Raw genomic sequence first — 24593 nt, 5'->3', positions numbered from 1 at the left:
GCACCCCCTTTCAGGCATAATAGAATCGTGTGGTATTATTCAAAGGAAACGAATTAGCTGTGGAAACAAAACACCTTAATCCATTAATTGAGCAATTTCTTGATACAATCTGGCTTGAACAAGATTTAGCGGAAAACACATTAGCATCGTATCGTAATGATCTTCAATCGCTAGATAGATGGCTTGATGCGCATCATTTACATTTAGAAAGTGTTCAATCAATTGATTTGCAATCTTTTCTCGCTGAACGTATTGATGGTGGTTATAAGGCCGCTAGCTCAGCTCGTTTATTAAGTGCGATGCGTCGTCTATTTCAATACTTATATCGAGAAAAGTTGCGAGGGGATGATCCTTCAGCTGTCATTGCAGCACCTAAAATACCGCAGCGATTACCAAAAGACCTCAGTGAACAACAAGTCGACGATTTATTAAATGCGCCTGCAACAGAAGACTCTCTAGAATTGCGGGATAAAGCCATGCTAGAGGTTTTATATGCCTGCGGTTTACGTGTTTCTGAGCTGATTGGTTTAACGTTTTCTGACATTAGTTTGCGCCAAGGCGTCATTCGTGTTGTCGGTAAAGGCGATAAAGAAAGATTGATTCCTTTGGGGGAAGAGGCAATATATTGGCTGGAAAAATATATTGATGAAGGTCGCCCTGATTTATTAAAGGGTAAAACTAGCGATATCTTGTTTCCGAGTAAACGTGGAACAAAAATGACCCGGCAGACATTTTGGCATCGAATAAAGTACTACGCGGTGCTGGCACAAATTGATGCAGAATCGCTCTCGCCTCACGTCCTGAGACATGCCTTTGCAACCCATTTATTGAACCATGGGGCAGACTTACGTGTCGTACAGATGTTATTAGGCCACAGCGATTTATCAACAACGCAAATTTATACTCATGTTGCGACTGAACGATTACGCGCGCTGCATGAGCAACATCATCCAAGAGGATGACAATTAAAGGATTATTAATGAAACGCAAATTGTTATTACTGGCGGCTGCTTGTTTTGCTGCGATTACTGCGAACGCATACAGTGCAACGGAAGAGAAAGTCATTCGCGATACGTTGGCAAAATACGATATGACGGTGGAGTCAATTAAACCTTCACCTATCGTTGGGCTCAATGTGGTTGAGACGGCAACAGGTGTCGTCTATATCACGGACGATGGTAAGTATCTACTTCAAGGGCCAATTTACGATATGAGTGGAAAAAATCCAGTGAATATTAGTAACCAGCCGCTAATGAAAAAGGTTGAAGCCCTTAAAAATGAAATGATTTATTTTAAAGCACCACAAGAAAAATACGTGGTCACTGTCTTCACTGATATTAGTTGTGGATATTGTAAAAAGCTCCATGAAACTGTCGGCGAACTCAATAGTAAAGGTGTGACGGTGCGTTACCTTGCTTACCCTCGTCAAGGTGTTCAAAGTGATGTAGGTAAAAAGATGGCATCTATTTGGTGTAATGGCTTACCACAAAATGCGTTAACACAGGCGTTTAAAGGTGAAGAAGTCGCTATGATAGATAGCTGTAAAATTGATCTAAGTAAGCATATGAGTGTAGCTAACTTATTTAAAGTGACTGGCACCCCTGCGATTATTTTACCTAATGGTCAAATGTTACCTGGCTTCCTAAAACCTGATGCACTTATTCAATTACTCGACGAAAAATAGTTAATTATTGTGAATGTAGAAACTTTTTTACGACAACGGCACGTTGATGGTGAGTCTGCTCAACTTCCAGGGCTCCCTGAGTTATTGCAGCGTATTTACTTGCATCGCGGTATTACGGATATGGCTCAGCTGGAGCGTAAAGCCACAAATTTGCTGGATTATCGTTCGCTATCAGGCATTGAGAATGCACTTGCCTTACTTTACCGAGCACTAACTGAGCACGAATCCATTACCATTGTAGGGGATTTTGATGCGGACGGTGCAACAAGTACAGCACTGGCTATTCGTGCATTAAAATCGATGGGTTATGCCAATTTAAATTATATCGTACCGAATCGTTTTGAAAATGGTTATGGCCTAACACCGCTAGTGGTTGAAGAAGCACATAAGCGGGGGGCAAATTTAATTATCACCGTGGATAATGGTATTTCATCTCATGAAGGTGTAGTCGTTGCAAAGCAATATGGGATTAATGTCATTATTACCGATCACCATTTGCCAGGAGAAACGCTGCCTGAAGCCGACGCGATTATTAATCCAAACCTCAATGAGTGTCACTTTGGCTCAAAATCATTAGCAGGCGTTGGGGTGACATTTTATTTAATGTCAGCACTGCGTGCACATTTACGACAAAAAGAATGGTTTATCCAGCAAGGGTTAAGCGAACCTAATTTAGCCGAATATCTTGATTTGGTGGCATTAGGCACAGTGGCGGATGTGGTGCCTCTTGATACCAACAATCGGATACTGGTTCACCAAGGATTAAACCGTGTTAGAGCAGGACGTTGCTGCGCAGGTATTAAGGCACTTGTTGAGGTGTCAAAGCGTGATTTACCAAGGCTCGTTGCCAATGATTTTGGTTTTGCCCTTGGCCCACGGTTAAATGCGGCGGGTCGGCTGGATGATATGTCAGTGAGTATTGAATTACTGCTAACTGATGATATGGCTTATGCGAGGGAGCTTGCTAACGAATTAGACGGGTTAAATCAAACTCGTCGTGAAATTGAACAGGGAATGCAGCACGAAGCGTCGGCGCTTTTTAACAAATTTGAGTACAGTGATAATCAACTACCCAATGGCCTTGCCATTTATCACCCTGAGTGGCACCAAGGGGTTGTTGGGATTTTAGCATCTCGAATTAAAGAGCAATATCATCGGCCTGTGATTGCATTTGCTCCTGCAGGGGATGGCGTACTTAAAGGTTCTGGGCGTTCAGTTCAAGGTGTTCATATGCGTGATGCTCTTGAACGTTTAAATACCTTGCAACCTGGATTAATGCAAAAGTTTGGTGGCCATGCGATGGCTGCGGGTTTGACTTTAGACGAAAGTAAATTTGAGGATTTTAAGCATCATTTTGAGCGTTTAATGGGGGATCTCATTAAACCAGAACAATTAGCGGGTGTTGTTTGGAGCGATGGTGAGCTGTCTCGCAACGAGTTTTGCCTAGAAACCGCAGAATTAATTCGTGAAAGTGGGCCATGGGGGCAATCATTCCCCGAACCCGTATTTGACGGACACTTTTTATTATTACAGCAACGGCTAGTGGGAGAGCGTCACCTTAAGCTGATGGTAGAACCTGCAAATGGTGGGCCAATGCTGGATGCAATTATGTTTAACATTGATGTGCGTAGATGGCCAGATAACAGCATTAAGAAAGCTAAAATAGCGTTTAAACTCGATGTAAATGAATATCGAGGGCAAAGAAGCGTACAATTAATGGTTGAGCATATTTGGCCTGATTAAACATAAATATTATCGATAAGTATGGGATGAAATAGCGTTTTAGGGTGCTATAAACCTGAGATAAATTCCGTTATACTAGCTGGTTTGTAAATAAAAATTATTTTGACCAACCATAAGATATTGAAAATGACGTTTGAAATAAACCCAGTAAAAAGTAAGATTCAGGACCTGTCTGATCGGACATCGGTTCTGAGGGGGTATCTTTGACTATGATGCCAAGAAAGAACGCTTAGAAGAAGTCAACGCAGAGCTAGAGCAGCCCGATGTTTGGAATGAGCCAGAAAGAGCGCAAGCTCTTGGTAAAGAACGTTCATCTCTTGAGGCGATAGTTGAAACAATCGATCAACTAACACAAGGTCTTGAAGATGTTGAAGGCTTATTGGAGTTGGCTGTTGAGGCTGACGATGAAGATACTTTCAATGAAGCAGGGGCGGAGCTTGAATTACTGCAAGGCAAATTAGAGCAATTGGAATTTCGCCGCATGTTTTCGGGTGAATACGACAGCGCTGATTGCTATATCGATTTACAAGCGGGTTCTGGTGGTACAGAAGCTCAGGATTGGGCAAGTATGTTATTACGTATGTACTTGCGTTGGGCGGAGTCGAAGGGCTTTAAAACCGAGATTATTGAAGAGTCTGATGGTGATGTCGCGGGTCTAAAATCAGCGACAGTGAAAATTATTGGTGACTACGCTTACGGCTGGTTAAGAACAGAGACAGGGGTTCACCGTTTAGTTCGTAAGAGTCCGTTTGACTCGGGCGGGCGTCGTCATACTTCGTTTAGCTCAGCCTTTATTTACCCTGAAGTTGATGACGATATCGATATCGAAATTAACCCAGCGGACTTACGTATTGATGTGTACCGCGCTTCAGGTGCGGGGGGTCAGCACGTAAACAAAACGGAATCAGCGGTACGTATCACTCATATTCCAACGAATATTGTGACACAGTGCCAGAATGACCGTTCGCAGCATAAAAATAAAGACCAAGCAATGCGCCAGTTAAAAGCGAAGCTATATGAACTGGAAATGCAAAAGAAAAATGCGGACAAGCAAGCGATGGAAGAGAACAAATCAGATATTGGCTGGGGAAGCCAGATTCGTTCTTATGTCCTTGATGATGCAAGAATAAAAGATTTACGTACTGGTGTGGAAACGCGTAACACGCAAGCCGTACTGGATGGTGATTTGGATAAATTCATTGAAGCTAGTTTAAAAGCTGGCCTGTGAGGGAAAAATGTCTCAAGAGCAACAGGGTGCAGAACAGGCTCCCGATTTGAATAACGAACTTAAAACCCGTAAAGAAAAACTTGCGGCGTTGCGTGAAAAAGGAATTCCATTCCCAAATGATTTTCGTCGTGAAGATCTTTCAGACAAAATTCATGCTCAGTATGGTGAAAAGTCATCGGAAGAGCTGGAAGACTTGAATATTGAAGTCTCTATCGCGGGTCGTATGATGACGCGCCGTATCATGGGTAAAGCTTCATTTGCAACATTGCAAGATGTTGGTGGCCGTATTCAAATCTACGTATCACGTGATGACTTAGCGGAAGGCGTTTATAACGAACAGTTCAAAAAATGGGACTTGGGTGACATTTTAGGTGCGAAAGGGCGTTTATTCAAAACGAAAACGGGTGAACTCACTGTTCATTGTCATGAAGTACGGTTGTTAACCAAAGCCTTGCGTCCATTGCCAGATAAATTTCACGGTTTATCAGACCAAGAAACACGTTATCGTCAGCGTTATTTGGATTTGATTGCAAATGATGAATCGCGTAACACCTTCATTGTGCGCTCTAAAATCTTGGCTGAAGTCCGTAACTTCATGGTTGGTCGTGATTTTATGGAAGTGGAAACCCCAATGATGCAGGTTATTCCAGGTGGTGCATCAGCACGTCCATTTATCACGCACCATAATGCGTTAGATATCGATATGTATTTGCGTATCGCACCAGAACTGTATTTAAAACGGTTAGTGGTCGGTGGTTTCGAACGCGTTTTTGAAATTAACCGTAACTTCCGTAATGAAGGTTTATCGCCTCGTCATAACCCTGAGTTCACTATGATGGAACTCTATATGGCGTATGCAGATTACCGTGATTTGATTGAATTAACGGAAGATTTATTCCGTACACTGACACAAAAAGTGTTAGGCAACACAGTCGTTCAGTACGGTGATCAGCAGTTTGATTTTGGTCAGCCGTTCACTAAATTGACCATGAAGCAAGCTATCTGTAAATATCGCCCAGAAACTAATGTGGCTGATTTAGACGATATGGATAAAGCCGTTGCGATTGCAAAATCATTAGGCATTAAGATTGAGAAAAGTTGGGGCTTAGGTCGTGTCCAGTGTGAAATCTTTGAGGAAGTCGCTGAAAGCCACTTAATTCAACCAACATTTATCACTGAATACCCTGCTGAGGTTTCACCTTTAGCGCGTCGTAATGATGACAATCCATTTATTACTGACCGTTTTGAATTCTTTATTGGTGGTCGTGAAATTGGTAATGGTTTCTCAGAATTAAATGATGCAGAAGACCAAGCAGAACGTTTTGCTGAGCAAGTTCGTCAAAAAGACGAAGGTGATGATGAAGCAATGTTCTATGACGAAGACTATGTTACTGCTTTAGAACATGGTTTACCGCCAACTGCAGGTCTTGGTATTGGTATAGACCGTATGGTGATGTTATTCACTAACAGTCATACTATTCGTGATGTTATTTTATTCCCTGCACTACGTCCAACAAAATAATCAATGTTATTTTTGTGCCCAGATAATACTGGGCACATTATCTTACGCTTATATAGTGTCAAACTTCCCTTTCTTTTTATTCTACATATCTATGAGTCTTTAAATCTATCAATTTAATATCAACATAATATATGCCAACGTATTTTTGCTTTTATGTTCGCTAATTAGCAAAAAGTAGTCTATATAATAATGTTAAAAATAAATTTGAGTTACGAATAGTATCAATTTAGTATAAGTAATTATTCCAAAGAGTTGGTATACTTACGCAAGTACTGTGTACGGTGTATGTTGAGTTTTACAGCATAAACCATTGAGAGTGCCTGAAATTTATTGTTCGCTGTCATTTTTTATAAATGAAGTCTAAGGGAAGTTACTTATTTGAAGTAAAGTGGTTGCATCAAAATGCGTTTAAAGCAGCATAAAGATTGTGAAAAAGGTTAAAACACTTTTTTTGTGTAGCGAAAACTATTTATTTGTTAGTAAGTGTTACAATAGTAAGATAAAAAAGAATCCAGGTTTTGTGTTATTGAACTGTTATGTTTATGGTTACATAAACTAGTAAAATAATATTTGGATAACACAATATAATTAAATAGCACCTTAAAGGTGTTAATTTATGACTGATTTGGTGTATTAATAAGAATAAGCTCATAACAGTTACCAAAGGGTAGCGATAAAATAAGTTTAAAACTAAAATTATTTTAATCATAAATTTATGAGATGACTCTATTTCTACATTCGGACTTATAGAAAATAACTAGTTTTTAGCTTACACTAGGTTTCTTGGACATCATTATAATAGCGAAGAAAAGTACTGGTAAGGTAACCATATGTTTTTAAAAAATAAATTTTATGTTGCATCTTTGCTTATAGCAGGTACGGCTCTTCTTTCTGGCTGTACATTTGGCTCAGACACATACAATACAGCAACACCGAATACCCCAAGTAAACAAACCGTAACAGCAAATACCGCCCCTGCTGCTGAGCAACCATCAGCAAGCGCGGCTCAAACTGATGATTCTTATCCAGAATCACAAAAAGTTCTAAATAGCGCTATTAATCGTACACCAATAGCGTCAACAACTTATGGACAAAGTGGCGCTGAACAACAAACATTTGCTCACCTAAATACGTGTGTTAAGGAATTAAACGCACTGAAAACACTTTCACCAAAAGATTACAACCGTTTAGTAGGCTCATTCAAAGAGGTTAGTGAAATCAATCGTCTCTACAGAGAAGTTGAAGGCACTGCTAGCCCTGACACAATTGAATTACTGCAAATGGCGATTGAATCTAAAACGAAAGTACTCTGTGCAAAAGTTCGCTATAACTCAGTATTGTCTACCGAATCAACATTGAAGAAAATTAGTGGATTATGAGAATAAACCTTAGGCTTTGTGTGTCGCTGGCACTTGTTACGACATTTTTTAGTCATGCTCCAAAAGCAGACAAATTTAATAGCGTTATTGATGATTTTGACACTTACCTCCAATTGGAAAGCGAAGGTAAAGTAAAAGAGCAAAAACAGCAACAACAGCCAGTTAATACACAAGCTCAAGGTTACGATATTTTCTCTTCACTCTCGACAGTGCCTACGCCGAAAGAAAAGCAAAAGTCTGCGGCAGCGAATAAAGGGACTAAAGGGAAAACGACGAGTAAAAGAAAGTCTGGCGCAGCATCGGTAAGCCAAGTCGATTCGGCTAAAGTGACGCCAACAGAACCAGAAAAAACGACTTTTTCTGATATCTGTGCGGTGACAACAGATAACGCGTCTGCGCCAATTTTACTCTCATCCTATCCATACTTTTTTCAAAGTAGCCAATGGAACCCTGAATATTTAGCAAGGGACTTTGCTAAATATCAGTTAGTTCTCGATCCTCTTGGGCTGTATTCTTCTAAATTTGCCAGACCGTCTGGGATAGATGCCTCAGCCTATCTTGAACAACTTGCAAAATTAATTGAACGCCAGCAGCTAACCAATTTGTATAAATTTGGTATTGCACAAGGTGTAGGGCAGCTTATTTCGTATAACAATTTGTTAAATGATGAACAACTTGTCGCTGAGCTAATTAACCATAATAAGAGTATCGCGCAATTAACACAGACAATTGCAGAAAAAGAATTTGAAATTAATCAGCTTAATGACGATGTTAAACAAAATAAAAATCAAATTGCGCAATTACAAGCTCTATTAAATTCATCTTCAGATGATCAATCGTTAATTGATACGCTAAATCGTAAACTGGCAGAAGCGGAAAAAACGATTGAACAGAAACAGAATAATTTAACACAGCTTAGCCAAGAGAATCAGCAAACCCAAGAAACGATTGCTCAACTTGAAAAACAATTAAATGAAAGTGCAATTGAGCAATCTAAAATCAAACAACAACTTGCTGAGAAAGAGGAGCTGTATGTCACTGCAAATTTAAAAATTGAGCAGTTAACAGCAGATATCGCAAAATTAGAGCTAGATGCTAAAAACCAATTACAGCTTGCAGGAAATTCAGATGAGCAAGTGAAATTAGTGACCAATGAGCTTTTGCAGCAAAAAGAATTACTCAAACAAAAAGAAATTGAACTAAATACTGCAAAAAATGAAAAAGATGTTGCCCAGTCGGCTTTGAGTGCTCAGCAAGCAGGCGCTAAACAATTAGAGCAGCAAAATCAACAATTGTTAGCTCAGTTAGCAGAGAAAGAACAGCTAGCGGAAAAAATCCAGGCTTCTTTAACTGAAAAAACAGCACAAGCAGAGCAAAAAGTTGTATTAGAGAAAGCGTTAAAAGAGTCACAAACAGCACAAAATGAGCTGGTGGCTCAGTTAGCTTCAAGTGAAAAACAGCAGGCTGAGCTGCAAGCCAAACTCAGCCAAAATGAACAAAATTATGCCACTGCACAGGCGCAGTTAAAGCAAGCCGATACGGATTTACAGCAATTACGTAAAGATGTTGAAAAACAAACGGCGCTGTTAAACCAAGCCAGTGATGCACAAGTAAAAGCCATCACGGCGGATTTAAATAAACAGATAGCGTTGCTGAAACAAAAAGAAGACGGACTGAAAAAGGCCCAAGCGGATAGCCAATCAACCCGTGATGCGCTGGCCAAACAGCAAGCAGCAGCCAAAGAGCTTGAGCAGAAAAATCAGCAATTAGCTGCGCAATTAACGGAAAAATCGCAACAGGCCGATAAAATTCAAGCCGCATTAGCGGAACAAACGGCGAAGGCTGCGGATAAAGCTGCGTTAGAAACAGAATTAGCGGCAGCGAAGAAACAGTTAGCGGAGCATGAATCACTGCAAAACACGTTGGCGAAGCAGTTGGCCGGCAGTGAAAAACAGCAGGCTGAGCTGCAAGCCAAACTCAGCCAAAATGAACAGAATTATGTTGCTGCACAGGCGCAGTTGAAGCAAGCCGATACGGATTTACAGCAATTACGTAAAGATGTTGAAAAACAAACAGCATTGCTAAATCAAGCCAGTGATGCACAAGTGAAAGCAATCACGGCGGATTTAAATAAACAGATAGCGTTGCTGAAACAAAAAGAAGATGGGTTGAAAAAAGCCCAAGCGGATAGCGAATCAACCCGTGATGCGCTGGCCAAACAGCAAGCAGCAGCCAAAGAGCTAGAGCAGAAAAACCAGCAATTAGCCGCGCAATTAACGGAAAAATCGCAACAGGCCGATAAAATTCAAGCCGCGTTAGCAGAACAAACGGCGAAGGCTGCGGATAAAGCTGCGTTAGAAGCAGAATTAGCGGCAGCGAAGAAACAGTTAGCGGAGCATGAATCACTGCAAAACACGTTGGCGAAACAGTTGGCCGGCAGTGAAAAACAGCAGGCTGAACTGCAAGCCAAACTCAGCCAAAATGAACAGAATTATGTTGCTGCACAGGCGCAGTTGAAGCAAGCCGATACGGATTTACAGCAATTACGTAAAGATGTTGAAAAACAAACAGCATTGCTAAATCAAGCCAGTGATGCACAAGTGAAAGCAATCACGGCGGATTTAAATAAACAGATAGCGTTGCTGAAACAAAAAGAAGATGGGTTGAAAAAAGCCCAAGCGGATAGCGAATCAACCCGTGATGCGCTGGCCAAACAGCAAGCAGCAGCCAAAGAGCTAGAGCAGAAAAACCAGCAATTAGCCGCGCAATTAACGGAAAAATCGCAACAGGCCGATAAAATTCAAGCCGCGTTAGCGGAACAAACGGCGAAGGCTGCGGATAAAGCTGCGTTAGAAGCAGAATTAGCGGCAGCGAAGAAACAGTTAGCGGAGCATGAATCACTGCAAAACACGTTGGCGAAACAGTTGGCCGGCAGTGAAAAACAGCAGGCTGAGCTGCAAGCCAAACTCAGTCAAAATGAACAGAATTATGTTGCTGAGCAAGAGCAATTAAACAAAGCTAACTTAGAGCTTAAAACGTTAAAAGCGAATATAGAAACCAAAACTGCATTAATGAACCAAGCTACGGATCAGCAAATTAAAGCATTAACTGTCGATTTAAATAAACAAATTGCATTGTTAAAGCAAAAAGAAGATGGTTTGAAGAAAGCAGAGATAGATAGCCGTTTAGCGAAAGAGGCATTGACGAAACAACAAGTAACATCGAAAGAATTAGAGCAAAAAAATCAGCAACTTTCTGCTCAATTGAAAGAAAAAACACAGCAAGCAGATAAAATCCAAGCGTCACTCGTTGAGCAATCGGCTAAAGTTGCTCAAAAGATTACGCTAGAATCTGAGCTTGCACTGGCTAAACAGCAATTACAAGAGCATCAAGCAGCTCAAAATACGCTTTCTAAACAATATACAGAAAGCCAGAAACAGCTGCAGCAACTCCAGGCCACACTAACTCAAAATGAGCAAAATTATGCGTCGGCTCAGAAACAGTTAGCTCAGGCTAATGATAACTTGAAAAAACTACAAAAAGACGTTGAAAAACAAACGGCATTAATTGGACAAGCAAGTGATCAGCAAGTAAAAGAATTAACAGCAGATTTGAATAAGCAGTTAGCGCTGTTGAAGCAAAAAGAAGATGCTTTGGGTAAACTTGATTCAGAGAAAAAAGCGATTCAAGATGCACTTGCGGCACAAAAAAGTGAAAGAAAAAAACTCGAATTACAAAACTCACAATTTGCAAAACAAACAAAAGAACAAGAAACGCAAATTAGCAAGCTTGAAAATGACATCGCGGCCAAGGCTAAAAAACAAGCAGAGGTTGAGTCACAACTGGCTGATGCAAATAAACAAATTAGTGCTTTGAAATTAGATGCTCAAAAATTGGGTTCTGCAACCAAAGCACAAACAGAATTAGCTTCTGCGCAAGAGCAATTGAAAAAACTACAGGCTGAGTTAGAGGAACAAAAATCATTCTCGAGTGATGAGACGCTTAAATCACAAATTATGGATTTAAATCGTCGTATAACTCTGTTACAAGACGAAAATAATGCGTTAAAAGCGAAAGGTAAAACGGGCTCGAACGCAGGGCTAGCAGGACGCGTGCCACCAAGTAAAGATATCAAGGTTGTTGCCGCAGAAAATGCTAAGAAAAATCAGAAGATAATTCAAGATATTACGGCACAGAAATACAGTAAGCTGGATAATAATACATACTATAAAATTATTCAGCGTGGTACGCCGATTAACGATGTTAAAAAGAAAGACATCACATTTATTATGAGAGAGCAGTTAACGGATGGAACGGTTACAGTCATGTATACCGATAAAAACCCTGTGACGCTGCCTTATAATGAATTACCTACGCCATTAAATTCGTTTGTTGAACGTGCGGGAGAAGGCGGTATGGTGAAAGTTTATATTAAGCCAGAAGGTGGCTATGGGGTAGAGGGCGTCCCAGGTGAAATACCACCAAACTCTATGTCTATCATTGACTTAAAGATTATGAAAGTCAAATAACTAAAGAATTCGTTTAGGTTTTTGAAAAGGTGATTTGTCATTCAGGCAAATTGCCTTTTTTTATGGCGAGTAATTGGAGATGAAAAATAGTTAAAAGTGAAATAAAAGAAGGGGCTTTGGGTTGCCTTTCTGCCAGATTATAGTTAAATCATAAATTACTATAACTGACAGGGCATGTGTCTATGCTCGGTTTTATTGAGTAATTAAGCGGTTATTCTTGATTTACTCGGGGTGTAACCAAATCGTTTTCGATAACTCTGTGTGAAATAAGATTGGCTAGAGAAGCCGGCTTCCATTGAAACTTCAACAATGCTCATTGCTGTGTTTACCAATAATTGGTGCGCATACATAATTCGTTTTTCACTGATCCATGAACGGGGTGATGTTGCATAAACGGTATTAAATAGTTCTTTAAATGTTGTTAAACCCATTCCAAATGTACGAGCAAATTCACTTAACTTCCATTCTTTCAAATAGTTATTTTCCATGAATAATTGCAATCGTTGGGCTTGACGGTTACTTAATTGCTTAAAGTTAGAAAGTAAAATAGCACCTTGTTCACTGTAGGATAATAATAGCAATAATTCCCTTATTCGTAATGATACGATAGCCTCAGGATAATCGTGGTCAATGATTGCATTTAAGCTATTTTTAATGTCTTTAATTAAGCGAAATGAGGTGAATTTGATGATATCAGATGATGTATCTTCAAATCGCTCGATCTCACTCAGTTGTGAACCATGTAGAGTAATAAATTCACGTAGAAAGTCATCGCTTAAACCTACCCAGAGTAACTGACAATCTGTTGTTAAATCAGCAGACTGAAATGAGTAAGAGCCTTGTTTATGGTATAAAATATCACCTTCATTTAAAGTTTGCACATTGGCAGGGGTTTCCAGTAATAGTGTTCCTTTTTCTACAATAATGACACCTTTGGATGTTAAATCGATAATGGTATGTGCTAGCCCGTTATCAATAGTCATTTTTTTTATAACTGTCTGATTTAAATTATTTTTAATTTGCATTATAGCCACCTAAGTAATCGTATTCATACTATTTAAATATCACTATCGAAATTAAATATCAAAAAAAGAAATTATGTTGATATAAAAAATTGATATTACTTGTATGGTTGAAATTATATAAATCGATTATTTATGTGTCATTTTGTTATTCTAAATATTAATAAATGTTTCAAAATATAGTTTTTCCGATTTATTTTTTATTTTAGCTCGGTTTTACCATGCTTATTGGGATTCGAATTTTATAATATCCTAATGTTATGGGTAATATTCAGTTTATTGTTCTGTTTTGTTTTATTCGGCTAGTTGTAAATTTTTTATTGTTTTTTACCTTTTAGCCGTGTTTTTTTTTCATTTTTGTATAGAACCATCATTTTTAGTGCAGTAATCGGTTTTATTACCATGTTAATAATTGATTAAACATTCGTAAAAAACATAAGTTATAAATAATTCTTATGTATTTATTTATTGTTTACTTGAGTTATTTATTTAAATTATCGTTATGATTGATATTTTTTATTTAAATGGCGCTTAAATGCATAATAATGAGACATATGTCTCTATTTTTAATTGATAGGCGGTGTTAATGGTTTTAATAGGTAATATAAATATAGATTTTAGTAATTAGTTATTTTGGGTTACTATTTTTTAGAAGGATACATTTCAGTCATAAATAGTCAGTGCTAAGGTAAGAGATTCCAATGTTTTTCATTTTTATGTTTACGCATAAAAGGTTTTTTTGCAAAAAAATATAAATATATCAGTTGGATATTGATAATTTCTTAATGGTGAGGAAAAACTGAAAGAATAAGACATACCTTATGTAAATAAGTATAAAAAAAGTAGCTTACGCTTATGTGGATTATGCTGTAATGTTTCTGCTCTTAAGTTAATTCGACTTATTTATGTCTTGTTTCTGTGCTGCTCGCTTATTAATTTTAGCTGGAAGTTGGGGCACTGGCTTACGGTCATCAAGTAGGTGTCGAATTGCGAGTATTGGATGGTGTAACAGCATTTTAGGGCCAGCCCAGCGCATCACCGCTTTCATTTGTTCTCGCATTTTCGGTTGGTAGCAATGAATAGGGCATTGTTTGCAGGCAGGCTTCGCTTCCCCATAACGACATTTCTCTAAGCGATTAACAGCATAAGTGAAAAGCTTTTGATAATAATCTGGTTTGTCATTGGGGGCAGGGTGCGCTTTCTCATAGATATTGATCATTTTTTCAATCGTTTTAATTTCCCGATTTATTCGTTTACCAACCATGATCGCCTCTGCTTAAAATAAAACATGCATTTAATATACATGTTAATTGTTTCAATAGAAAGCTTATGAGAGCTTAATAATGGATTCTTTGATAGAGTTCAATAAATTTGGGGATAATGAAAAAGAGGGCTAACCAGTGGGCCACCCTCTTTTACTGAAACCACTTGAATACTCAATAAAAAGATAAAATTATCGAGCCTATCTTTAATAGGTTACAGGCTAGATTGCATTATTTTTTGCATTTCATCTTTAAGATGTAATTTTTCTTTTTTTAGTTTGGCTACGTGCTCGTTATAACCAGCGCCAGACGGGCCTTCGAGTTTACTGATTTCTTTATCAAGTTGATGATGCTTTTCATATAGCGTTTGAAAACGGGGATGTGTGGATACTAATTTTGAAACTAAATCTTGATCTGCTGATAACATACTACCTCCTCAGAATGTATTAAGCCTCAAATTTAGTATAATCAGTGCGCATATTTTGTGCATTAAATTAGCGGGTAATTTACATAATTTTTATCATTTTTATGATCCTTATACTAAAATTAAGTATTATTACGCTTACCTACTGTGAAAAACCTATATTTTTGTAATTAAGAATCATCTATAGTGATAATTACAGTGTAATTGACTTACTATGTGGTGGAACTTAGAGTTTTTAATTGATTTTCTCTTTTGAAATAGGAACAAATGATGAAGAAAGCGATTTTATCTGTAATGGCAGCGGCACTTGTCTCATCTTGTGCAGTAGCAACGGAGGACTTGGAAAAGATCGCACCATATCCAAAAGCAGAATCAGGTATGACTCGTCATGTGATTCAACTCGCTAACCAGCAAAATGAAAATAACTTTATGGTTGAGCTGGTCATTGGTAAAACAATTAAAGCAGATTGTAACCATCAGTGGTTTATGGGAGATCTTGATAAAAAAACCTTAGAGGGTTGGGGTTACGACTACTATAAGTTGGATGAAATTAAAGGGCCTGCATCAACGATGATGGCCTGTACTAAGCCAGCTGAAGACCGTTTTATTACCACACAATTAGGTGATGATGCGTTTGTTCGTTATAACAGCAAACTCCCTATTGTTGTCTATGCGCCTGCAGATATGGACGTTAAATATCGTATTTGGTCAACAGACGATAAGCTAATTGATTCCACCAAAAAATAAATAAAAAATGCCGCTAATTGAAGGTGATCCTATAAATTTGCGGCATTTTTTTATCTATTATTTTAGCGGATCACAAAGACCGATGTTTTTGCATGACGAACAATAGCTGACGCTGTTGAACCTAATAAATAAGTTGAGGTACTTGGATGGTGTGAACCCACCATAATTAAATCCGCATTAATCTCTTGTGCATAATCTAAGATTTCATCTTTCGCTGAGCCAATGCTAACTTTGCAATTAATCTGAGCATCTGGCACTTTTATATCTTTAATTATTTCTTCCAGTGCACGTATCGCTAAAACCGAGCGTTCCGCAGAGTTTTTTTGGCTCTCGGGTAGTGCGGCGATTTCAATACCAAAAAATAATTCAACACTCGGAATGACGGATAAAAAATGAATTTCAGGTGCCCCCAACATGGCTAAGGCTTCAACGTGTTTTATGATGTCCTGATTTAGCTCATCTTCTAGTAAATCGATAGGAACTAGAATTTTTTTATACATAGCCACCTCATTCATATGTTATTTGAAATCGATTATAGCAATTCACTATTTATATACTATAAGTTAAATAAGCTAGAAGAAATGCTATTAAGTGCGCATTTATCGCTATTTTAAATAATGAACGCATTTGTAATCAAAAATAAAGAATAACCATTTTCATCTAAGCTAACTGGTTACAAATTATCATGAGACATTTAACATTTAATGTGCGAGTATTGGTAGAGTATTTATTTAACTTATTGATTTAAAAAGTTTATTTAAATGATAATTATTTTGTTTTTCATTAAAGAAATGATGGTATGAATAAAAATGAAGCGGTAGGGCAGCCAAGCAAGGAGTTTGTCGTTCAGCAGGCTAAATTTAAGGCGGCGAAAAAAAGCACATTGATTAGTGTGTTAGTCAATACGCTACTATCTATTTGGCAGATCATTATTGGTATTTTTTCTCACTCATCAGGTTTAATCGCTGATGGGATCCACACATTATCCGATTTAATCGCGGATTTTGTTGTTCTGATCGCCAATAAAAAGAGCCACAAAAAACCAGATGAAGACCACCCTTATGGGCATTTTCGCTATGAAAATGGGGCATCATTGATTTTGGGGATTATTTTATTGATTGTTGGCGTGGGGATGGTGTGGTCTGCCATTGAAAAGCTACTCAATCCTGATTTGATCCCTGAAGTTCATATGATCGCATTAGTGGCAGCGTTGGTTGCATTAGTCGCAAAAGAGGGGTTATTCCGTTATATGTTGTATGTGGCAAAGAAAGTGAATTCCAGCATGTTAGTTGCAAATGCATGGCATGCACGTTCTGATGCGGCATCTTCTTTGGTTGTGGCTATTGGTATTGTAGGTAATTTATGTGGACTGCGTATTTTTGATCCACTTGCTGCAATGATTGTGGGGACATTTGTTTTCAGAATGGGTTTTAAATTTACCAATCAATCTATGCAAGATTTAATGGATAAAGGCGCTGATGAGGAGACACTACAAGAAATTCGCGATGTACTAGATAGCATCGACGAATTATCGGGCTATCATGATTTAAAAACCCGCAAATCAGGGGATTTTTTATTAGTTGATGTGCATTTAGAGCTTGATGGAAATATGAGTATTACTCAAGGGCATGATATTGCTGTTAATACACGTAAAAAACTCATGGAAAACCCACAAATTTTAGATGTGATGACTCACTTAGATCCTTACGACAAACACATCAAACATTAATAAAATGGTTACCAATATGTATTCAAAATAACCGAATTTTGTATCTTATTCGGTTATTTTTTTGTCATATTAAAACAATATCAGCCAATAAGTTATTGCACTCAATAGGCAACCAGTGGAAAATCAACTTGTTGTTGCAGGATGGAACAATTTTTTTGTTCACGCGGAAGGGGCGGTTGAGCAAATGTTAATATTTAACCCCTTCAGCTGAATAGATTACTGTCGAATATTGAGGGAAAAATGCGGTTTACTCAAGAACAGCGTCACGCTATCCGATCGCCAAAAGTTATTGCACTGACTAATCAAAATGGAATGAAAATTTTACTCACAAGTTTAGGCGCCAGCTGGGTTAGCTGTATATTGCCTTTACCAAGTGGGAAGCGAGATGTGGTTTTAGGGTCACCCAACATGGCGAAGCAGATGGAGCAGGGGGTTTATCTCGGCGCGACCATCGGGCGAGTTGCAAACCGCATTTGTGGCTCACGATTTACGTTAAATGGCCATCAATACACGGTTTCCAATAATCAAGATATCCACTGCTTACATGGTGGAAAAAGCAATTTTAGCTATCGAATTTGGGGGATCATGCAGCCTAGTCCATCCAAAGCGGTTTTTTCTTTAGTTTCGCCTGCGGGGGATCAAGGTTTTCCAGGAACATTATTGGTTGAGGTTAGCTATGAGCTAACTGAAGATAATCAAGTAGTTATTGATTATAAATACCAGTCAACGGAAGACTGCCCAGTGAACTTGACCAATCACACTTATTTTAACCTTGCAGGGGAAGATTCTGCTCGAACCGCATTTGAGCATGACTTGCAGATAGCGGCCGATACATTTTTACCCACAACAGCAGAAGGGCTCCCGACAGGGGAGTGGCGGGATGTCACGGAGACGAACTTTGATTTTCGTGCGGGTAAACGCATTGGGCGAGATTTTTTACAAGATGATGTACAGGCCGCAGTTGGCGGGTATGACCATACGTTTATCTTCAATAGCGGTATAGCCGATGGGAAGCAAACAGCAGCAATACTAGGTGCACCTGATGGTGATGTGCAGATGAAAATCACCACGACTATGCCTGCGATGCAGCTTTATAGTGGAAATCAATTGTTTGCGATTGCAGGCAAAAGCCAAATTTATACCGCGTATTCTGGCGTGGCTTTAGAAACACAGTTTCCACCTGATGCAGTCAATCACCCTGAATGGGGGGCGTTATATACAGGGATTGCAGAAGCGCAGCGGGTTTATTCCAGTCAAACGCGCTATCAATTTATTTTCTAATTTATTGATACTAAAAATAGCAACGCCGCAATATATAGCGGCGTTTTGTCATTATTCAAGGTGAATTTAAATCACAAATAAATCCAGATATTCATTTACAGGCATTTTTTCTAACATGGGTTTATCGAGTGATGCTTGAAGAATACGCAGCTGCTGCGCTTCAGGAAACTGCCTTGCCAAATTAATTCTAAATTTCTTCAATAATAATGGCATCCCTTCTTTACGGCGGCGCTTATGGCCTACAGGGTATTCAATCACGACTTCATCTAACACGTGACCATCATTTAGCGTAATGGTTAATCCATTAGAAATTGAACGTTTATCTGGGTCATGGTAGTCGGCGGTAAATTGTGTGTCTTCATGGCAGTGCATTTTGGCACGAAGTGCATCAATACGGCTATCTTTTGCAATATTATCTTCATAGTCAGCTGCGGTGAGTCGACCAAAAATTAATGGCACAGCCACCATGTATTGTATGCAATGGTCACGGTCAGCAGGGTTATTGAGTGGGCCTTTTTTATCAATAATGCGAATACAGGCTTCATGGGTGCGAATTGCAATTGATGCAATATCATCGGCACTTTTACCCATAGTGGCTAATGTTCTATGTAATTGTAATGCAGCTTCGACGGCGGTTTGAGAGTGAAACTCTGCAGGAAAAGCGATTTTAAACAGCACGTTTTCCATAACATAGGAACCATAAGGGCGTTGGAAGCGAAGCGGTTGCCCCTTAAATAAAACGTCATAAAACCCCCATGTTTTGGCAGTTAATGCCGTAGGGTAGCCCATTTCGCCTTTTTGCGCCATCAATGCGAGCCTAACTGCGCGAGAGGTCGCATCACCAGCTGCCCATGATTTTCTTGAGCCTGTATTCGGCGCATGGCGGTAAGTGCGTAAGCTGTGGCCATCAATCCACGCTTGGGAAACGGCATTGAGGATTTGTTCGCGGTTTAAACCTAACATTTGTGCGACAACAGCTGTTGAGGCGACTTTGACTAAAATAACATGGTCGAGGCCGACTTTGTTAAAGGCATTTTCAAGGGCAATGCACCCTTGAATTTCGTGTGCTTTAATCATAGCCGTTAATACATCTTTGATGATTAATGGTTTTTTGCCTTTAGCTAGGTTTTCCCGCGATAACCAATCGGCGGTAGCAAGGATGCCACCTAAATTATCTGAAGGGTGGCCCCATTCAGCGGCGAGCCAAGTGTCATTAAAGTCAAGCCAGCGGCACATTGTGCCAATATTAAAAGCACCTTGAACAGGGTCTAATTGAAATTGAGTGCCAGGAATTTTCGTACCATTGGGGACAATTGTGCCTGGCACTATTGGGCCTAACAGTTTTTTACAGGCGGGGTATTCTAACGATTCCATACCACAGCCTAGTGTATCGAGCAGGCAATGATAGGCGGTATCGTAAGCTAGTTCAGAAACAATCGGGTAATCCATTACATAATCAACAATGTCACTGATAACTTTATCAAATTCAATTTTTTGAGAACTCACGGTTTGTGTTGTCATTATTTTACCTTTATTAACGCTGTTCTATTGGAGTGAATAATTGATTTTCTGGCCCAATATAATTGGCCGATGGACGAATAATTTTATTGTCTTGTCTTTGTTCGAGAATATGAGCAGACCAACCTGCAGTCCGCGCCATGACAAATAGCGGAGTAAACATGGCGGTTGGTACCCCCATTAAGTGATAGGCCACTGCAGAGAACCAATCTAAATTTGGAAACATGCCTTTTTCACGTTTCATTACCGTTTCGATACGGTCAGCAACGCTGTATAAATGGCGATTCAAATTTTGTTCTGAAAGCTGCAATGCCACGGATTTAATGATGGGATGGCGTGGATCAGCAAGGGTGTACACTGGGTGGCCAAAGCCAATAATGACTTCTTTATTATGAATACGAGCTGTGATATCTCGTTCGGCTTCATCCATTGAGGTATAGCGCTGTTGAATTTCTAATGAAACCTCATTTGCGCCGCCATGTTTTGGCCCTCGTAAGGCGGCTATTGCGCCTGTCATTGCTGAATAAAAATCGGTACCTGTACCTGCAATGACGCGAGCGGCAAATGTGGAGGCATTAAACTCATGTTCTGCATATAAAATTGCGGCAATATGCATGAATTTTTCCCATTGAGCTGGCGGTTTTTTGCCGTGCAACAAATGCAAAAAATGTGCACCTATTGAGTCGTCATCGGTTTGCGTTTCGATACGACGACCATGGTGACTAAAGTGATACCAGTACAGTAACATTGAGCCTAATGAGGCTAATAATCGGTCAGCAATGTCTTTGGCACCTGAAAATGGGTGAGAGTCTTTCTCGGGGAGCACACAGCCCATCATCGAAACCCCTGTTCGTAAGACATCCATAGGATGTGCATTTGCGGGAATAGACTCTAAAGTTTGTTTCACACTTGCAGGGAGCCCGCGATAGGTTTGTAGTTTTGCTTTATAGGCGATGAGCTCAGTTTGTGTGGGAAGCTTATCGTGTATCAGCAAATGTGCAACTTCTTCGAATTCGCATTGAGTGGCTAAGTCATGAATATCAAACCCACGATAGTGCAGGTCATTGCCGTTACGTCCTACGGTACAAAGTGCGGTATTTCCCGCTGGGACACCTGAAAGTGCCACCGATTTTTTGGGTTTAAATTGTGGTGATACGGTGCTACTAAGTTGTTCATTCATCGTAATTTCCTTGTAAGGGATAGAGGAGACTCAACTTGGTGCTGTCTGTGTGCCTATGGTTTTTTTTGCGAAAATAGGGCATCCAGTTTTTGTTCGTAATCGTAGTAATGAATGCCTTGGTAAAGTTCATCACGTGTTTGCATCAAAGGAATAACGTTTTTCTGTGTGCCTTCATGGCGTATTGCAGTGTAGACCTGCTCTGCGGCTTTATTCATCGCACGAAAAGCAGACAGCGGATAGAGTGCGATAGCGATACCGACACTGCGAAGCTCATCTAACGTAAACAATGGGGTTTGGCCAAATTCGGTAAGATTAGCAAGAACCGGTGCGGGGGTGTTTTGGGTAAATTGTTGGTACATAGACAGTTCAGTAATAGCCTCAGGGAATAACATGTCCGCACCTGCTTCGAGGTAGGCGTGAGCTCGTTCAAGTGCAGCATCTAGGCCTTCGACGGCGAGTGCATCTGTGCGAGCCATAATCACAAAACTATCGTCAGTACGGGCATCTACCGCGGCTTTGATTCTATCTACCATTTCTTGTGTTGAGACAATCTCTTTATTAGGTCGGTGACCACAGCGTTTCGCACCGACTTGGTCTTCAAGGTGTAATCCCGCCGCACCTGCTTTGCAAAATGACTTGACGGTACGAGCGACATTAAAAGCTGAGGGGCCAAAGCCAATATCAGCATCGACCATCAAAGGCAAATCACAGACATCAGTAATGCGACGAATATCAATTAACACATCCTCTAGAGTGGAGATCCCTAAGTCAGGCATACCTAATGATCCGGCCGCAACGCCACCACCCGATAAGTAAATCGCTTTATAGCCTGCTTGTTGGGCTAGAAGGGCATGATTAGCATTAATCGTTCCAACTAACTGAAGGGGGGATTCTTGAGCGATAGCATCGCGAAATTTTTTTCCAGCAGGGATAGATGTCATAGAAGCCTCTTAATTGTTAATAAATTGTTTTTATTTAAGGTCGCTATGATCATATAGCAATTGCCATGCCAACAGGCACAGAAGTGAGTGTTAAGAATAAAATTGTTAAAAATAAGTCAGTTAGAGAAAGTATGGATTTGTGATAAGGAAAACAAATTTGGGATTTGTGATTAGCGCGTTTCATTGAAACGCGCTAATGTTAATTGAAACATTTTTTGAAACATTTTTTGAAACATGAGTGTGAGGAAGTGAAGTAGATGGAAAAACCGATTATTTGGACAGTGTCTGTTTCACGGCTATATACACTTTTTCGCGATATAAGCCCCGAATTTAGTGAACAAGCAGACATTACACCATTAAATCTGGGATTTGAACAGGCGGCGGAGGTCGTACGAGAGAGGCTAAAGCATGGACATTGTGATGCTATTATTAGTGCTGGCTCAAACGGTGCTTACCTCAAAAGCCATGTTTCTGTGCCTGTTATCATCGTTAATATCAACGGATTTGACGTAATGCAAGCACTTGCTAAGGGGCGAGAAATCAGTGATAAGATCGGCATTATTAATTATAAAAATACCATCCCATCATTAACTGATTTTCAGCAACGTTTTGCATTGCAAATTGAACAACGTAGTTATGTAACTGCCGAAGATGCACGAGAGCAGCTTAAGGCTTTGAAATCGATGGGGATTTCAGTGGTTGTCGGTGCTGGGTTGATTATGGATTTGGCGGATGAAATGGGAATGACAGGCATTTTTGTCTATTCAACTCAAACCATACGGCAGGCCTTTTCCGATGCGATTGAGTTAAGCCGAATGTCTCACCGTAATCGCCATTCATCAGATAAATATGTACCCGTTACTCCGCCAAAAATCCGCCATACGATCAATGATTTAATTGGCTCATCATTGTCAATGGAACGGGTAAGACAGACGATTATGTTATATGCACGCTCAGAGGCTACTGTGCTGATCCAAGGCGAAAGCGGTACAGGGAAAGAAATGGTGGCACAAGCGATTCACCACGAATTTACCTTATTTAATCAACACAAACGCAGTAAGCAGCAAATGCCTTTTGTAGCCGTTAATTGTGGCGCGATCCCTGAAACATTATTAGAAGCAGAATTATTTGGTTATGAAGAAGGGGCATTTACAGGGTCACGGCGTGGGGGAAGAGCGGGGTTGTTTGAACTAGCTCATGGTGGCACATTATTTTTAGATGAAATTGGCGAAATGCCATTAGCGTTGCAAACGCGACTTTTGCGGGTGCTGGAAGAGCGCTCTGTGGTGCGAATTGGCGGTTATAAACCTTTGCAAGTCAATGTGCGCGTGATTTGTGCGACCCATTGTCATTTAGATGATTGGGTGAAAAATGGGCATTTTCGTGCTGACCTATTCTACCGTTTAGGGGTACTTCGAATGCAAGTGCCAGCGCTTAGTGAACGTGGAGAGGATATTTTTGTTCTCGCTGAAAGGCTTTTAAAACTGGCCTTTGCGGGATTAGTATTGCCGCTCCCTGCATTTCGCGTACAGCAACTTTTAAGCTGTCGTCATTTTTTTCTACATTATGCATGGCCTGGAAATGTGCGTGAGCTGCGAAACTTAATGGAGCGAGTTGCGCTTTATTGTAGTGCATACCCTGAAAAGGCCATTACTGAAGAGATGCTGAACAGTTTATCCCCAGAGCGCCAGTGGATAGCCAATGACAATGATGTTGTCATTGATAGAGGTAAGGAATCACTAACTGAGATAATGGCCCGGTTTAATGGTGATCGTAAAGCGGTAGCTCAGTACCTAGGGATTAGCAGAACAACACTTTGGCGCCGCCTTTCTGCATTAGAAAAATGCTAGTTGGTAAACTATGCGACAAGAAATTATTAAATCGTATCTCCTATTAAGTATTTTTGATTAAAAACGAAATAAATTAAAGAGGGCATTATAGAAATATAAATTAAATTACCTTCATTTTTTTGCCAGCAAAAAAGGTATTTTGCATTGGGTGTGATAGCCAGGTTAAATAATAAATAAATTATTTTACCATTGAGTACTTTTAGGACTTTTTCCATATGACTTAAGTTGTGTCAAGCTGTAACAAAAAAATAAAAGTAATTATTTTTTTATCCATATGAATTTAAAGGGTTTTGTTTGTTTTATTGACCGATTTTGATCTAAGTTTCCTTTCAGGAAAAACGTGATTTTTCTCACATAAATTATTTTACTAGTCACCATTAGATTTTCTCATTTTAACTTACCGATTTAACGTTCTATATTGCGCTCAAATCAGTCTTATTTTTATATTTTACTCCTGCACTAATCGCCGAAATGTGTTCCTTTTTTGAGAACACAGCCTTGTCGTATTCTACGATGTAGTTGCAGCGCATATTATTTATTTTTATTTGTTGGAG

18 protein-coding genes are annotated in these 24593 nt (G+C 39.6%); 11 read left to right on the top strand and 7 right to left on the bottom strand.

Going from position 1 to position 24593, the window contains the following annotated elements:
- The first annotated feature begins 59 nt into the window (after positions 1-59).
- The 7 genes from xerD (at position 60) to KDJ85_RS07635 (ending at position 12085) form a co-directional block, all read left to right on the top strand.
- Positions 60-962, top strand: coding sequence for a site-specific tyrosine recombinase XerD (gene xerD / locus KDJ85_RS07665; RefSeq protein ID WP_225819146.1), 903 nt, complete (start codon positions 60-62; stop codon positions 960-962).
- 17 nt (positions 963-979) lie between these two features.
- Positions 980-1684 (top strand): bifunctional protein-disulfide isomerase/oxidoreductase DsbC, encoded by a 705-nt coding sequence (gene dsbC / locus KDJ85_RS07660; protein ID WP_225819145.1) that lies wholly within the window; start codon positions 980-982, stop codon positions 1682-1684.
- Positions 1685-1693: 9 nt separating this feature from the next.
- Entirely contained in the window at positions 1694-3427 is a 1734-nt protein-coding gene (recJ, locus tag KDJ85_RS07655) for a single-stranded-DNA-specific exonuclease RecJ (RefSeq protein ID WP_225819144.1), read from the top strand.
- A gap of 126 nt (positions 3428-3553) precedes the next feature.
- A protein-coding gene (gene prfB / locus KDJ85_RS07650; RefSeq protein WP_206082641.1) for a peptide chain release factor 2 occupies positions 3554-4655 on the top strand; the annotation gives its coding sequence in 2 pieces (ribosomal slippage) (positions 3554-3631 and positions 3633-4655; 1101 coding nt in all).
- 7 nt (positions 4656-4662) lie between these two features.
- Entirely contained in the window at positions 4663-6177 is a 1515-nt protein-coding gene (gene lysS / locus KDJ85_RS07645) for a lysine--tRNA ligase (RefSeq protein ID WP_225819143.1), read from the top strand.
- Between the two features lie 830 nt (positions 6178-7007).
- A complete protein-coding gene (locus KDJ85_RS07640) occupies positions 7008-7556 on the top strand; it encodes a hypothetical protein (protein WP_225819142.1) in 549 nt (182 codons plus the stop codon).
- Positions 7557-7576: 20 nt separating this feature from the next.
- On the top strand, positions 7577-12085 hold the full coding sequence (locus KDJ85_RS07635) for a hypothetical protein (protein WP_225819141.1): 4509 nt from the start codon (positions 7577-7579) through the stop codon (positions 12083-12085).
- A 203-nt stretch (positions 12086-12288) separates the two neighbouring features.
- Here the strand turns inward: KDJ85_RS07635 and KDJ85_RS07630 are convergent, their stop codons facing one another.
- The 3 genes from KDJ85_RS07630 to KDJ85_RS07620 all read right to left on the bottom strand — a co-directional run bounded on the left by KDJ85_RS07630 (position 12289) and on the right by KDJ85_RS07620 (position 14796).
- Positions 12289-13110 (bottom strand): helix-turn-helix transcriptional regulator, encoded by an 822-nt coding sequence (locus tag KDJ85_RS07630; RefSeq protein WP_225819140.1) that lies wholly within the window; start codon positions 13108-13110, stop codon positions 12289-12291.
- Positions 13111-13996: 886 nt separating this feature from the next.
- Positions 13997-14371, bottom strand: coding sequence for a nitrous oxide-stimulated promoter family protein (locus KDJ85_RS07625; RefSeq protein WP_225819139.1), 375 nt, complete (start codon positions 14369-14371; stop codon positions 13997-13999).
- A 212-nt stretch (positions 14372-14583) separates the two neighbouring features.
- Positions 14584-14796, bottom strand: a complete 213-nt coding sequence (locus KDJ85_RS07620) for a DUF465 domain-containing protein (protein WP_225819138.1) — start codon at positions 14794-14796, stop codon at positions 14584-14586.
- A gap of 267 nt (positions 14797-15063) precedes the next feature.
- Between KDJ85_RS07620 and eco the strand changes: the two genes are divergently transcribed.
- Positions 15064-15540: a serine protease inhibitor ecotin gene (gene eco / locus KDJ85_RS07615; RefSeq protein ID WP_206082635.1), complete on the top strand. Its 477-nt coding sequence runs from the start codon at positions 15064-15066 to the stop codon at positions 15538-15540.
- A gap of 62 nt (positions 15541-15602) precedes the next feature.
- On the opposite strand, the gene KDJ85_RS07610 is transcribed toward eco, so the two are convergent.
- Positions 15603-16040, bottom strand: a complete 438-nt coding sequence (locus KDJ85_RS07610) for a universal stress protein (protein WP_225819137.1) — start codon at positions 16038-16040, stop codon at positions 15603-15605.
- Positions 16041-16339: 299 nt separating this feature from the next.
- Between KDJ85_RS07610 and KDJ85_RS07605 the strand changes: the two genes are divergently transcribed.
- Positions 16340-17269, top strand: coding sequence for a cation diffusion facilitator family transporter (locus KDJ85_RS07605; RefSeq protein WP_206082633.1), 930 nt, complete (start codon positions 16340-16342; stop codon positions 17267-17269).
- A 240-nt stretch (positions 17270-17509) separates the two neighbouring features.
- Positions 17510-18550, top strand: a complete 1041-nt coding sequence (locus tag KDJ85_RS07600) for a galactose-1-epimerase (RefSeq protein ID WP_225819136.1) — start codon at positions 17510-17512, stop codon at positions 18548-18550.
- Positions 18551-18616: 66 nt separating this feature from the next.
- On the opposite strand, the gene KDJ85_RS07595 is transcribed toward KDJ85_RS07600, so the two are convergent.
- The 3 genes from KDJ85_RS07595 to prpB are packed head-to-tail and all read right to left on the bottom strand — an operon-like array spanning position 18617 to position 22189.
- Positions 18617-20071, bottom strand: a complete 1455-nt coding sequence (locus KDJ85_RS07595; RefSeq protein ID WP_225819135.1) for a bifunctional 2-methylcitrate dehydratase/aconitate hydratase — start codon at positions 20069-20071, stop codon at positions 18617-18619.
- Positions 20072-20084: 13 nt separating this feature from the next.
- Positions 20085-21248, bottom strand: coding sequence for a bifunctional 2-methylcitrate synthase/citrate synthase (prpC, locus tag KDJ85_RS07590; protein ID WP_225819134.1), 1164 nt, complete (start codon positions 21246-21248; stop codon positions 20085-20087).
- A 53-nt stretch (positions 21249-21301) separates the two neighbouring features.
- Positions 21302-22189: a methylisocitrate lyase gene (gene prpB / locus KDJ85_RS07585; protein WP_225819133.1), complete on the bottom strand. Its 888-nt coding sequence runs from the start codon at positions 22187-22189 to the stop codon at positions 21302-21304.
- A 257-nt stretch (positions 22190-22446) separates the two neighbouring features.
- On the opposite strand from prpB, the gene prpR reads away from it, so the two are divergent.
- A complete protein-coding gene (prpR, locus tag KDJ85_RS07580; protein ID WP_225819132.1) occupies positions 22447-24039 on the top strand; it encodes a propionate catabolism operon regulatory protein PrpR in 1593 nt (530 codons plus the stop codon).
- Positions 24040-24593 lie beyond the last annotated feature (554 nt).

This window comes from Providencia vermicola (genome assembly GCF_020381325.1).
Lineage (GTDB): Bacteria > Pseudomonadota > Gammaproteobacteria > Enterobacterales > Enterobacteriaceae > Providencia > Providencia vermicola.
The sequence above is the reverse complement of the archived record's forward strand: the minus strand, read 5'-3'. Positions and strand labels throughout refer to the sequence as shown.

Excerpts from the sequence above, each read along its gene's own strand:
- dsbC (WP_225819145.1), top strand. The coding sequence starts at position 980 with ATGAAACGCAAATTGTTATTACTGGCGGCTGCTTGTTTTGCTGCGATT.
- lysS (WP_225819143.1), top strand. The coding sequence starts at position 4,663 with ATGTCTCAAGAGCAACAGGGTGCAGAACAGGCTCCCGATTTGAATAAC.
- KDJ85_RS07640 (WP_225819142.1), top strand. The coding sequence starts at position 7,008 with ATGTTTTTAAAAAATAAATTTTATGTTGCATCTTTGCTTATAGCAGGT.
- KDJ85_RS07630 (WP_225819140.1), bottom strand. The coding sequence starts at position 13,110 with ATGCAAATTAAAAATAATTTAAATCAGACAGTTATAAAAAAAATGACT.
- KDJ85_RS07625 (WP_225819139.1), bottom strand. The coding sequence starts at position 14,371 with ATGGTTGGTAAACGAATAAATCGGGAAATTAAAACGATTGAAAAAATG.
- KDJ85_RS07620 (WP_225819138.1), bottom strand. The coding sequence starts at position 14,796 with ATGTTATCAGCAGATCAAGATTTAGTTTCAAAATTAGTATCCACACAT.
- eco (WP_206082635.1), top strand. The coding sequence starts at position 15,064 with ATGAAGAAAGCGATTTTATCTGTAATGGCAGCGGCACTTGTCTCATCT.
- KDJ85_RS07610 (WP_225819137.1), bottom strand. The coding sequence starts at position 16,040 with ATGTATAAAAAAATTCTAGTTCCTATCGATTTACTAGAAGATGAGCTA.
- KDJ85_RS07605 (WP_206082633.1), top strand. The coding sequence starts at position 16,340 with ATGAATAAAAATGAAGCGGTAGGGCAGCCAAGCAAGGAGTTTGTCGTT.
- KDJ85_RS07600 (WP_225819136.1), top strand. The coding sequence starts at position 17,510 with ATGCGGTTTACTCAAGAACAGCGTCACGCTATCCGATCGCCAAAAGTT.
- KDJ85_RS07595 (WP_225819135.1), bottom strand. The coding sequence starts at position 20,071 with ATGACAACACAAACCGTGAGTTCTCAAAAAATTGAATTTGATAAAGTT.
- prpC (WP_225819134.1), bottom strand. The coding sequence starts at position 21,248 with ATGAATGAACAACTTAGTAGCACCGTATCACCACAATTTAAACCCAAA.
- prpB (WP_225819133.1), bottom strand. The coding sequence starts at position 22,189 with ATGACATCTATCCCTGCTGGAAAAAAATTTCGCGATGCTATCGCTCAA.
- prpR (WP_225819132.1), top strand. The coding sequence starts at position 22,447 with ATGGAAAAACCGATTATTTGGACAGTGTCTGTTTCACGGCTATATACA.